Raw genomic sequence first — 12,550 nt, 5'->3', positions numbered from 1 at the left:
GTAAAAGAAACGGGCGGGACCGCTGGATGGAGCGGTCCCGCCCGGTGCGCCTAGCGTGCGTCAGGTGCGGTGGTGGCAGCGTAGAAGCGCTGGCGCTCACGGCCCTTGAGGTGCTTGGCAGCACCCTCCAGGGTGGCAGGCCGCTCCGAGGTCATCGGAGCTCCAACGTCCCAGAAGGCGCCGTTGCCGGAAAGGTAGCGCCACGGCTCCACCCGGGCGACGATCACTGCGGGACCCTCTGCCTCCTGCGCCTCGGTGAGGGCGGCAGAGAACTCCTCGACCGTCGTCGTCGACCATGCCGCACAGCCCATGCTGGCCGCGTTGGCGGCGATGTCGAACTCGAGTACTGCCCCGTCCAAGCGGCCGGACTCCTTGCTGCGTTCCCGGTACTGGGTGCCGAATTCGCGGCCCGGACCGCCCTTGGCAACCTGGAGCGGCCAGATGCACTGGTGGCCGCGGTTGTCGATCACGATCGTGATGATCTTCTTGCGTTCCTGGACGGCCGTGACCAGTTCCGTGGGCTGCATGAAGTAGGTGCCGTCACCGATTAGGACATACACCTCGCCCGGCGCGTCATCGCGGGCAATCCGGTAACCCAGGCCTGCGGGGATCTCGTGGCCCATGCAGGAGTTGGCGTACTCGAAGTGGATCTCGGTGCCGTTGGACGGGTCCCAGGCCTTGTGGATACCTTCGACCACGCCGCCGGAACCCAGGATCAGGGCATCCTGGCTGGTGGTGCGCTTGTTGAGCACGTCGATCACCTGGGCCTGGCTCATCAGTTCGCCCGGGAAGGCCTGGAGGTCGTGCTTGCGCACTTCCAGCGTGGCCTTGCGTGCGTCCGCGATGTCGCTGCGGAACTCGTCCGACGTCGAGTACCCGACGGCGGTGAGCCGCTCACGCAGGCCGGCCAGGTTGAGCCTGGCGTCGCCGATGACGGGGAACGAGCCCATCTTGTGGGCGTCGAACGAACCCACGTTGAGGTTCACGAACTTCACGTCCGGGTTCTGGAACAGCGAATGCGAGGCGGTGATGAAGTCCTGTAGGCGCGAGCCAACGGTAATGACGCAGTCCGCGCCGTCGGCGATCTCGTTGGCTCCCACCGTGCCGGTCACGCCCAGCGCACCGAGGTTGAGGTCGGTGATGGGTCCGCTTCCCTTGCCCGCGTAGGTCTCGGAGACCGGGATGCCGAACTCGGAGCTGAAGCGCGCCAGTTCTTCCTGCGCCTTGGAGTAGCGGACGCCGCCACCGGCGATCAGCAGCGGACGCTTGGCGTTGCGGATGATTTCCGCGGCGTCGCGAAGCTCGTCCTCAACAGCCGGACGACGGCGGATGTGCCAGACGCGCGGGGTGAAGAAGGACTCCGGGAAGTCGAACTCCGCGCCCTGGATGTCCTGCGGCAGGCAAACCACCACGGCACCGGTTTCCGCGGGATCGGTGAGGACGCGCATTGCCTCCGGGAGCGTGGACAGCAACTGGGCGGGGTGCGTGATGCGGTCGAAGTAGCGGCTGACAGGACGGAAGCAGTCGTTGGCGGACACGTCGCGTTCCACGGGGTGCTCGATCTGCTGCAGCACGGGATCGCCGAAGCGGTTGTTGATGATGTCCGCGGGGAAAAGCAGCACGGGCAGGCGGTTGGTGGTGGCTGTGGCGGCACCGGAAACCATGTTGGTGGATCCCGGACCTGCGGAAGCGGTGCAGGCCAGGGTGGCGGCACGGTTGGAGGCCTTGGCGAAGCCGATGGCCGCGTGGACCATCGACTGTTCGTTCTTGCCCTGGAAGTGCGGGAAGTCCACACCGTACTCGTCGATGCCTTGGGCCAGGCCCACGGAGTTGCCGTGCCCGAAGATGCCGTACATGCCGGCGATCAGGCGGCGTTGTTCGCCGTCGAGTTCGCTGTACTGGACCTGCAAATACTCGACGATCGCTTGTGCGACAGTGCGGCGGCGGACGGCCTTTTTATCGGCTGCGATATTGACCTCGGTGCCGATATCAGCAGCGGCTGTGCTAGTCATGCGTTCTCCTAAATTCGTAGGTGCGTCGGCATTTGCAAACCGATTCGCCCGAACATCAGGTTTTCACCGTGGGGAAGCAAAGTTGTGTCCCAGTTTGGGACGCGGGCCACCTGCCCGGACACGCAAGAACAGCAGCCGACGGCGGTACGCGCGTACCGCCGTCGGCTGCTGTTTGTTTTCGCTTGTCTTAGTCGAAGCGGTAAGGCTCCTGCGGTCCCACGGAGGGCAGCGGCCGGGGCCGCTCGCAGGTGCTTTCGATCGCGATGTGCTTGCCCTGCTCCGAAGATGCCTCGAAGGCGAGGAGGACTTCCAGCACGTGGTAGGCGAAGTCGCCGCCCGTGCGGGGTTCCACGCCGTTGCGGATGGCGTAGCCGAACTCGGCCAGGCCAATGCCGCGGTAGGCGTCGTCGCGGTGGGTGATGGGCGTTTCGCGCCAATCGCCGCCGCCGGGAGGCGTCATGTCCAGCGCGAGGTCACCAGGCTCACCGCGCCGCAGCACGGGAGCGCCAGAGAAGTGGTCTGGGTTCGGTGCTGCCAAGGAACCACCCGTGCCGTAGATCTCCAGGTGCGGCAGGTTGTGGTTCCAGATGTCCCAGCTGACGATCACGGTGGCAGAAGCGCCGGACTCGAAGTCGAGGGTGCCCGTGACGTGCGTGGGGGTCTGGATCTGGATGACTTCGCCGTCCTTGCCGGGGCGGGGACGGGTCTCGGACGAACGCGGCGTGGTTGCGGAGACGCGGGAAACGGGACCGAAGAAGTTCACCAGGTTGGTGATGAGGTAGGGTCCGATGTCCAGCATGGGGCCGGCTCCGGGGCTGTAGAAGGGGTCCACGTTCGGGTGCCAGTGCTCGTAGCCGCGGCACGCGAAGGAAGCGAATGCTGCAACGGGCTCACCGATCCAGCCGTCGTCGATGAGCTTGCGGCTGGTCTGCATGCCGGAACCCAGGAAGGTGGTGGGCGCGGAGCCAACCTTGACACCGGCTTCCCGTGCCGCGTCCAGGATCTGCTTCGCTTCCTCAAGGGACGTGGCGAAGGGCTTCTCTGAAAGGACGTGCTTGCCGGCCGCGATCGCCTGGAGCGTGACAGGCGCGTGGAGCTTGGGCGGTGTGAGGTTTAGGACCAGCTCCACGTCCTCGTCCGCCAGCAACTCGTCCGGGGTGAGTGCTTTGGGAACGTCATACTCGGCGGCGCGCTTCCGCACGGCCTCGGGGTTCACATCCGCGAGCGCCACGATGTCCACGTCAGGGTGGACGCCGATCTTGTCCAGGTATTGGTTGAGGACGTTTCCGACGCCGATAATGCCGACTCGAATGGGTTCCATGTGAATCTCCGTTTAATGATTGTTGGAACATCCCGGGGCGAGGACTATACCCCGCCCCGGGATGGGTTGCGATAGCTGCGGTTTAGCCGGCCAGGCGTTCCACGCGGGTCTTCGCCGTGGCTGCCTCGTCGATGGCACCGTCGGTGATGACCACGCCGTAGTGTGCGGCCGCGGCTTCGAGGGTCACGCGGGACTCGCGGTAGTCGTCGAGTACAGCCAGGACGTCGCGTTCCAGCGGGTCGCCGTAGCCGCCACCGCCGGGAGTGATGGAAACGACCTTCTCGCCCGACTGCAGGTCGTAGCGGCCCACTACGGGAATTTCGCGGCGTTCGCCGGTCTTGAGGTCTTCCACCCACGCGGACGGTTCGGCTCCGTCGTGGCCACCGCGGACACCCTTCGGCGGGTTGATCTTGCCTTCGATGCCATAGGTAAGGGTGACGCTCTCGCCGCGAGGCTCCATGGTGACGCGTGTGGCGAGTCCGCCGCGCTGGCGGCCGGCTCCGCCGGAGTCGGCAACCAAGGTGCGTTCGTGTACCAGGATCGGGTACCGCTGCTCGTCCACCTCCACGCTGTCGTGGTAGAGCAGGGCCCCGCAGACGGGACGTTGGTAGGTCGGCCAGCCGTCAACGTAAGGTGTGGCCGGCCCGCCGACGCCGCCTACCAGGATCTGGTTCACGTACGGGTTGCCGTTGCGTTCGTCCGTCCCGGAGATGACCGACTTGGCAGGTGCCTGGCCGGCTGCGCCCTCGGCGGTGCCGTAGCCGTCGTCAATCTGGGAGAAAGCGGCCTGGACGATGTTGACGACCCGGTCCGCCAGGTTGGTGGTGCCGGACGAGCAGGAGTACGGGTGCTTGGGAACACCGACGGCGCAGCCGTCCCGCAGCAGCACCTCGACACGGCGGAAGGTTCCCGCATTGCTCGGCAGGTTCTCCGGGATGCCGGAAAGGATGCCGGCCAGGGCGGCGCCGGTGGCAGTTGCCTTGGTGAGGTTCAGGCCGTTGGGCAGGTTGTCCGGGTTGTCGCGCAGGTCGATCACCACTTTGCCCTGCTTGGGCTTCACCTCGAGGGTTGCCTGCAGCTGCACTCCCTCCGGTCCGGTTCCGGGGAACGGATCGTGGGCGGAAGTGCCGTGTAGGACGTACTCGGGCAGCTTCTCGATCGCGCTGGCGGTCAGGCGCTCGGAGTAGTCGAACCAGGCGTCCACGAAGTCCACCAGGTCATCCACGCCGAACTTCTCGGCGAGTTCGTGGATGCGGCGCTCGGCGATGCGCGAGGCGCCGACGGAGGCCAGGTAGTCGCCGTACCACTGGTCCGGAACACGGATGCGGGACCGGCACATGCGGATGATGTCGTCGATGTCCGTGTAGTCGCGCTGGATCCGCACGCAGGGGAAGATCAACGCGCCTTCCTCGTACACGTCCCGCGCGGTGGCGAAGAACGTGGTGGGAAGCGAGTTGCCGCAGTCGGCCTGGTGGGCCTTGGTCACGGCGGTGAAGAGGTGGCGGCCCTGGATGAAGATGGGCACCAGGATCACGTGGTCTGCTGCGTGTGAGTTACCCATGTAGGGGTCGTTGTGCAGGAACGCGTCGCCTTCGCGGATGTCCTTGTGGAGTTCCACCATGTCCTCGCCCAGCGGGCCGGCACCGAAGACGTGCACGGGAACACCTTCAGCCGCGGCAAGCAACTGGTTGTCCGCGGTCAGCACGGCGCAGGAGAAGTCGCGGGCCGTGTTGATCACGGAAGAGCGGGCGGAGCGGAGCAGGCCGCTGGTCATCTCGCGGACAATGCCGTCGAATGCGTTGGCAAGGACCGAGAGCTTTACGGGATCGAATTCGCGGGTCACGGTTACGCCTCCTTACGGGTGAGGTAGATGTTGGATCGTTCATCGAGCGTCGCGTCCCATTCCGGCGGTACGACGATGGTCGTGGTGGGCTGGTCGATGACGGCCGGTCCCACGATCTTGTCGCGCGGAGCGAGCGTCACACCGCGGTAGCGCTGGGTGCTGAAGGGTTCGCCGCCAAAGACGATGCTGTCAGTGCGGTGGATTTCCGCGGTGCGGCTGAGTTCACTTTCGGACCTGGTGTGCTCCGGACGCGGGATTTCCACGCGGACACCCCAGGTGATGATCTCCACGCGGCTGTCCGGATCGTGGGTGCCGTTGCGGCGGTCGTGCTCTTCGTGGAAGGCCCGCTCGATGATGCCTGCCGCGTCACCGGAGGTGTCCGGGGCGGCGTCGAGGTAGACGCGGAGGTCCCAGGCCTGGCCGGGGTACCGAGCATCCACGAAGTAGGTGACCTTGGGCGCTTCGCCTACGCCGTCGAAGCGCTTCACGAAGAGCTCAGCCTTGGCTGTCAGATCCTCCACGGCGCGGGAGGCCGAACCGGCGTCGAAACTGCGGGTGTCGTTGTGCAGCGGGGAGAGGAACTCGGTGGCTATCGGGGCACGGTGGGCGCCGTACGCGGCCAGGACGCCGGCTGTCGCCGGGATCAGGACGGTGTCCGCTTCCAGGAGCCTGCCAATGATCGCTGCGACCATGGCGCCTGCGCCGCCGCCGGCAACAATAAGCGCACCCCGGGGGTCAACGCCCTGTTCCAGGGCAGACTGCCGGATGGCGGTAGCCATGTGGTTGGCGGAGACATCCAGAATGGCCTGGGCGGCCTGCAGGGTGTCCATCTTCAAAGGCCCGGCGATGCGGGTATCGATGGCCTTGACGGCGGCCTCGCGGTTCAAGGTAAACCCGCCTTCGAAGCCCTCCGTGTCGAGGTAGCCAAGCGCCACGCAGGCGTCGGTGACGGTCGGTTCTTCGCCGCCGCGGCCGTACGCTGCCGGACCGGGAGTGCTGCGCGCACTCTGCGGGCCCACGCGAAGGAGGCCACCGCCGTCGATCCAGGCGATGCTGCCGCCACCAGCGCCGATGCTGGAAACCGCAACGGAAGACAAGCCGGTGAGGTGACCGACGAACGGCTCCCCCAGCCAGGCTTCGCGGGTGTGGCGGACCACGCCGTTCTCCACCAGCGACACATCGAAGGTGGTGCCGCCCATGTCGCAGACCACCACGGTGTCGTGGTCCGGGGCTGCCGCCGCACCCACCAGCGGTGCCATGGACGGGCCGGAGTTCAGCAGCAGGACGGGACGGTCAAGGACATCGGCGACGTCGAGCACGGCACCTTCGGAGGTCACTACCAGGAGGTCGCCGTCGAAGCCGTATTCCTGCAGGTCCGAGCGCAGCTTACCCAGGTGGTCGGCCATGAGCGGCTTCAGGGAAGCGTCGATCGAGGCTGCCGAGGAGCGTCGGTATTCGCGGATGGTGGGGTTGGCCGCGTTGGAGAGCGTGTACGGAACGCCGGGGAGGATTTCCTTGATCAGCTCGGCAACCCGCTTCTCGTGGGCGTCGTTGATGATGGACCACAGGAAGGACACCGCAACGGCTTCGATGCCCTGTTCCTTAAAGGAACCGAGGACTTCGCGGACCTGCTCTTCGTCCAGTTCCACCAGGATGTCGCCCTCGGCCGAGATGCGCTCGGTGATTTCAAAAGTCAGGTGACGGGGAATGTAAGGCGGCGGGTAGGCAGCCTTGGAATCGAAGGCATCGCGGCGGCCACCTTCGCGGAGCAGCAGGGTGTCGGCGAAACCGTCCGTGGTCAGCAGCGCTGTTTTGGCGACCTTGCCGGTGAGCACTGCGTTGGTGGCATGCGTGGTGCCGTAGACAATGACGTCAGCGTTGCGGAGAACGTCGTCGCCGCTCCAGCCAACGGACTCGGCCGCGCGGCGGACCGAGGCTTCGAAGCCGGTGAACACGCGGTCGTAGGTGGTCAGCGCCTTGCCGACCGCCATGTCACCGCTGTTGGAACCGACCACGACGTCGGTAAAGGTACCGCCGGTGTCGACGGCGATGCGGTACCGGGCCTCGCCTGGTTGTGTTTGTACATCACTCATGGTCTTCATTACTTTCGTAGAGCTTGCAGGGGGTTAGAGCTGGGGCTTGCCCACGGTGTTGCGGAGCAGACCTACCTTGTCGATTTCGATTTCCACGGTGTCTCCCGGTTCCAGCGAGACAGGCGGGTTCCGCTTGGCACCGATGCCCTGCGGGGTTCCTGTGGCAATGACGTCGCCGGGTTCCAGGGTGAGGAAGCTTGAGAGGTAGGAGACGATCCGCGCGATCGGGAAGATCTGGAAGCTCGTGTTGGAGCGCTGCACTTCAATGCCGTTCACGCGGGTTGCGAGGTCCAGGTTCTGGGGATCGCCCACTTCGTCCAGGGTGACCAGGGCAGGGCCCCACGGGGTTGACCCGTCCACGGCTTTGCCTGCCAACCACTGGGTGCCGCGGTACTGCAGGTCGCGGGCAGTGACATCGTTCAGCGGGGCAAGTGCGGCCACATAGTTCAGCGCCTCTTCTTCCGTGACTTCACTGGCCTTGCGCCCGATGACTACTGCCAGTTCGCCCTCGAAGTCGAGGTTTTCGCTGACCTTCGCACCGCCGATTTCGTCCTCGGGCCCAACCATGGTGGAGGCGAACTTGGCGAAGACGTCAGGGTATTCCGGGAACGCGCGGCCGGTCTCGGCAACATGGTCCTTGTAGTTCAGGCCAATGCAGAGCACCTTGGAGGGATTGGGCACCGGAGTGGTCAGGCGGACATCGGCCCGGGCACCAACGTGTGCTTCCGGATCCTGTCCGGCCAAGGCGGCTGTCTCCGCGGAAATGGCCTCCAGCCGGTCGCCGTAAAGTTCCAGGAATTCCCGCACGGACGTGGTGGCTCCGTACACTGCCTGGCTGGAACCCTGCAGCAGCAGTTCCAGGTCATAGACGGTGTCCTCGATCAGGACGCCGCCGCGGATACCGGATTCGTGTTCGTAGGAAACGATCTTCATGGTTACTTGGCACCTTCCATAGTGGGAGCCTCCGAGGCGACAGCCAGGACAGCGTCGGCCAGGCGGTCAGTGATGTCTTGGACCACCTTTTCGTCCATGGGCGTGGACAGCGACAGCAGGTTGGCTGGGGAACCAAGCAGTCCCCGTTCGTAGGAGGCCCACCACAATTGGTGCTGCGTGCGCTCGTCCACCTTCTCCGCACCCGCGGGAACCGCGCGGAGCAGGGAGCCGCTGCCGCGGATCTCCCAGCCGGCGCCGGAGACCCTGGCGTTGACCGTGTCGCGGGCCGTATCACCCAGGTGGTTCAGTCGCTTGACTTCCTCCTCGGTGTAGAGCCGTAGAGCAACGGCGCCGGCCGCCATGCTCACAGGGTTGCCGGAGAAAGTCCCGCCGTGCGGGAGGCTGCCCGGACGGGTGGGGTCGACTTCGGCCATGAGCTCGGCCTTGCCGCAGACTGCCCCTACCGGGAAGCCGCCACCAATGAGTTTGCCGGTGGTCAGCAGGTCGGGGGAAATTCCGTACTCGCCGCTGAACCCGTTGTAGCCCAGGCGGAGGCTGATGACCTCGTCAATGATCAGGACAATGCCGTACTGGGTGGCGAGTTCCCGGGCGGTACGGACGAATTCCTCGTTGATGGTGAGAAGGCCGGCCCGGTTGGGCAGCAGGTCCAGGATGATGGCGGCATACTGGTCCGGGGCGGCCTCAACGGCCTGCCGCAGGAAGTCGACATCGTTCAGCGGCACGGCCGTGACATCGTCGATCACGCCGCGGGTGACACCACGCTGGTAGGACGGTCCGCCGGGAACCAAGGCAACCTCAGACGTTCCGTGGTAGCCGCCCTTGGTGACGATGACACGTTCACGGCCGGTGCTGGCTCGGGCAATGCGGATCGCGGACATCACAGCCTCGGTGCCGGAATTAGCAAAACGCACCTGGTCAAGGTCGGGAAGACGGCCCAGCAGCAGTTCGGCGAGTTCCCACTCGTAAAGGTTGGGGATGCCCCAACTCGCGCCGCTGGTCAGGGCCGTAATGGCGGCCTCGGTGATTTCCGGGTGGGCGTTTCCGTGGATCAGGGAGGTGAAGTTGTTGTTCGCGTCGATCAGTTCACGGCCGCGGTCGTCCCACACGCGGTAGCCCTCACCCTTGATGGCGTAGGGGCTCGGAGCGCCGGTGTAGTACGTTGAGCGGCCGTAGCCGCCCGGCAGCAGCGGGAAACCACGCGGTCCACGGCGCAGGTGCGGATCTTCTACGGGGTTCTGCAAAGCAGCGAGGTCTTCAAGATGATTGGTGGTTGCCAAGTCGGGTTTCTCCAGTCTCTTCAGTTCACAGGTCGTTTCAGTTCACGAGGTCGATGAGTGGCTGGCCGGTCAGCGCGAGGCGGACCCGCTCCACAGCGCCGTCCTGCAGGGCGCCCGTCGACCGGTTGGAACGCCAGGCAATGTGCGGGGTGAGGATGGCGTTGGGTGCCGTGCGCAGGGGGTGGTCAGCGGCGAGCGGTTCCTGGGCGAAGGTGTCGATGCCGGCGCCTGCGATGTGACCCGAGGTCAGGGCCTCGGCGAGCGCGGCCTCATCGATAAGTCCGCCGCGGGACACGTTGACGATCACAGTGCCCTTGCGCATCTTTGCGAGGACTTCGGTGGAAATGAGGTTCGCCGTCTCGTCGTTCAGCGGCAGGTGGAGGGAAACGACGTCGGAATTCTCCAGGATGTCTTCCAGCCCAGCCATCTCCACGAAGCTGTCCGTCACGAAGGGATCGTAGGCGCGGACCCGGGCCCCGACGGCCGAGTACATGCGGGCTACGTGCTGGCCGATGCGTCCCATGCCCAGGACGCCTACCTCCAGCTCGGAGAGGACAGGGGTGTCGTAGCCGATGGTTCCGGCCCAGCTGAGGTTGTTGATCGCTGCGTTGCCGGCGGGCAGGCGGCGGGCCAGTGCCAGGCCCATCGCGAAGGCGTGGGAGGCAACTTCCTCCGACGCCGTGCCGGGAACGATCGAGACCGGGATGCCCGCCTCGGTGGCCGCGGCGACGTCGATGTTGTCGTAACCGATCCCGTACCGGATGACTGCACGGCACTTGGCCATGAGCGGGAAGTCCGCCGCAGTGAGCTTGGCGTAGGGAGTGATCATCACAATGTCGGCTTCGGCCAGCCCCTCGCGGAAGGCGTCAGTGTCCGCCGCGGGGTTGAGTGCGTAACCGAACTCCTCCGCGAGCGCGTGCTCACGGTCCAGGTCCGGGAAATGGTGAGGGGCCACAAGAATGGTTCCCTGGGCATCGCGGGTCATAGTCAGTCGTCCTGTTCGTGTTGGTACCCTCGGTCCTGCCGGACACTCCTTGGGACGGGTGCCGGTGTCGGGTGATTTCCAGTACAACGCGATTTCGGGGCGGCCATCCGTGCCAGATCGAGACACCGCCGTGGGACACTGTCCCAGCGCCTGGGTGTCTGGGCCCTGGACGCGCAAAGCGGCCACCCGCCGTCGGGCCTTTCGCCCCGGGCAGCGCCGAGCAGCCGGCCCCTGAGGAGGTCGGCTGCTGCTCCCTGCGTGAAATCAGAGGTCGAAGCCGCGGCTGCGGAAGTAGTCCATCCGGCGGTACAGGGTGGAACGCCCTATCTGCAGTGTTTCGGCCGCGAGGCTGCGGTTGCCCTTCGCTTCCTGCAGCGCCGTGCGCAGCTCGCTGAGTTCCGCATCTTCCAGACGGGAAAGCCGTCCCTTGGTCAGGACACGGTGGAAGCCCTGTGGCAGGTCGTCGGCCGTCACCTCGGCCCCTTCCGCCCGTTCCACGGCGTTGGAGACGACGGCCCGCAACTGATCGATGTTCCGCGGCCAGTCTGCGTGGGTGAGGGTGGTGAGAAGCCTGCGGGACAACCGCCGCTCCCCCAGTTCCTCCGCTATGGCATTGGCCAGTTGCGGGATGTCTTCACGCCTGTTGCGCAGGGGTGCCACCGATACTTCCAATACATCAAACGCCTCCGACAGGACCAGGGTGGCATCGGTGGGGCGGGTGACGGTAAAGATCAATTTGGTGGTGGAGTTGTTGCGGAGGCTGCTTGCGATCTCACCGGCCTCATTTTGCGAGAGCTCATCGGCGTGTTCAACGATCAGGGTGGCCGGCAGTTCGCTGGCCACCCGGTGCAGGACATCCCTGAAATGGGAGTTCCGAAGGTCACCACTGCGGGCATCGACCAGAATGTGGCCGCCCCGCAGGGACGCCATCGCAGTGGCCAAACGCAGTTTCCCGCTCCCCAGCTCACCGATGATCACCACGGACCTGTCCTGGTCCACGGCCTTCCGGGCCAAATTTAAAGTGCGTTTGAATTCCGTGCTCGTGCCGTCCACGTGCTTCATGAGTCTTTCGGCTGTTCCTTGGGCCGCTGATTCCAACGTTAGGGCAGCGCTTCCGGAAGCGACACCGCGCTCCCTTGCAGGTGAGTGCGGGCGGACCACAACAATGGCTCCCACATTCGCGGCCGATAGCGTCACGGGCGAAATCTCCAAGGTGGACAGCCCGGGCCCTTGAAGCATGACCTCGCAGTTCATGTCGCGACCGGAGGACATCACTGCGTTGGCGTAGCCGGAAACAATCGAGAAGTCACTGTCCACCAGTGTGGCCGTGGCCGAGGCGTTTTGCAGGGAGTTCTTTCCATCCACCGCGATCACGGCCCGGTTCCCCCGGCGGCGGGAGATCCGCAGGTACTCGCTTAGGAGGGCCCGCTCCCTGGAGGAGGTGCGCACCTCAATGTCCCGCTCAATCCGGGAAGCGACACCCTCCAGCATCAGCAACGTCGAGGACGGTTCCAGGGCTGTGACGCGGTTGGCTGGGAGCGTGAGACCAATGACGGCGCGCACGCGGTTATGGAAAGGATCGCGGATCAGGGAGGCAAAGCACCAGTTGCCGCGCATGTCCTCGCGGAAATGTTCTTCGGGGGCAAGCCAAACGCCACGGCCCTCCTCCAGGGCGAGCCCTTCACCGTTGCTGCCGCAGCTCTCCTCCAGCAGCGAATATCCGGCGGGGAAACCGTCGTCGCGGAGGAAGCTTGCTTTGACCAGGACTCCGTTCGGTGCGGTGATGCTGACGTAGCCACCCAAGTCCGCAGCTACTTCGTCCAATTTCTGCAGATGCGGGCCGGCAGCAGCAATGGTGTACTCGTCAACGCGGCCTTCATCGAAAATGCCGCGGTCAGCCACTGCATCCACGCCGGCAGCCCGGCTTCTGTACCAGGACCGCGCCACGATTGGGCGGATGCCGCTGAGATCAGCGTGGGGTTGCATCAGGAAGAGTTCGCGGAGACGGTCGGTTTCACGCAGCGGTTCGTAGGGCCACGGCGAGAGCACTTCTGCAGACATGGGG

The 12,550-nt window shown here is 65.4% G+C and carries 8 protein-coding genes; all 8 read right to left on the bottom strand.

Going from position 1 to position 12,550, the window contains the following annotated elements:
- Positions 1-50 precede the first annotated feature (50 nt).
- The 8 genes from iolD to ACSVIE_RS14070 all read right to left on the bottom strand — a co-directional run bounded on the left by iolD (position 51) and on the right by ACSVIE_RS14070 (position 12,546).
- Positions 51-2,012: a 3D-(3,5/4)-trihydroxycyclohexane-1,2-dione acylhydrolase (decyclizing) gene (gene iolD, locus ACSVIE_RS14105; protein ID WP_306845569.1), complete on the bottom strand. Its 1,962-nt coding sequence runs from the start codon at positions 2,010-2,012 to the stop codon at positions 51-53.
- 187 nt (positions 2,013-2,199) lie between these two features.
- Entirely contained in the window at positions 2,200-3,333 is a 1,134-nt protein-coding gene (locus ACSVIE_RS14100; RefSeq protein WP_262276846.1) for a Gfo/Idh/MocA family protein, read from the bottom strand.
- An 82-nt stretch (positions 3,334-3,415) separates the two neighbouring features.
- On the bottom strand, positions 3,416-5,176 hold the full coding sequence (locus ACSVIE_RS14095; protein WP_426005277.1) for a hydantoinase B/oxoprolinase family protein: 1,761 nt from the start codon (positions 5,174-5,176) through the stop codon (positions 3,416-3,418).
- A gap of 2 nt (positions 5,177-5,178) precedes the next feature.
- Positions 5,179-7,269 (bottom strand): hydantoinase/oxoprolinase family protein, encoded by a 2,091-nt coding sequence (locus ACSVIE_RS14090; protein ID WP_442424229.1) that lies wholly within the window; start codon positions 7,267-7,269, stop codon positions 5,179-5,181.
- A 33-nt stretch (positions 7,270-7,302) separates the two neighbouring features.
- The gene (locus ACSVIE_RS14085; protein ID WP_442424228.1) at positions 7,303-8,202 is read right to left on the bottom strand and encodes a fumarylacetoacetate hydrolase family protein; all 900 of its coding nucleotides are present in this window, start codon (positions 8,200-8,202) and stop codon (positions 7,303-7,305) included.
- 2 nt (positions 8,203-8,204) lie between these two features.
- Positions 8,205-9,500: an aspartate aminotransferase family protein gene (locus tag ACSVIE_RS14080; RefSeq protein WP_426005272.1), complete on the bottom strand. Its 1,296-nt coding sequence runs from the start codon at positions 9,498-9,500 to the stop codon at positions 8,205-8,207.
- Between the two features lie 37 nt (positions 9,501-9,537).
- Positions 9,538-10,485: a C-terminal binding protein gene (locus tag ACSVIE_RS14075; RefSeq protein ID WP_426005270.1), complete on the bottom strand. Its 948-nt coding sequence runs from the start codon at positions 10,483-10,485 to the stop codon at positions 9,538-9,540.
- Between the two features lie 264 nt (positions 10,486-10,749).
- Positions 10,750-12,546, bottom strand: a complete 1,797-nt coding sequence (locus ACSVIE_RS14070) for a sigma-54-dependent Fis family transcriptional regulator (protein ID WP_426005269.1) — start codon at positions 12,544-12,546, stop codon at positions 10,750-10,752.
- Between the last annotated feature and the right edge of the window lie 4 nt (positions 12,547-12,550).

Origin of the sequence: Paenarthrobacter sp. NCHU4564, assembly GCF_052156435.1 — a bacterium.
Classification (GTDB): Bacteria; Actinomycetota; Actinomycetes; order Actinomycetales; family Micrococcaceae; genus Arthrobacter.
The sequence above is the reverse complement of the archived record's forward strand: the minus strand, read 5'-3'. Positions and strand labels throughout refer to the sequence as shown.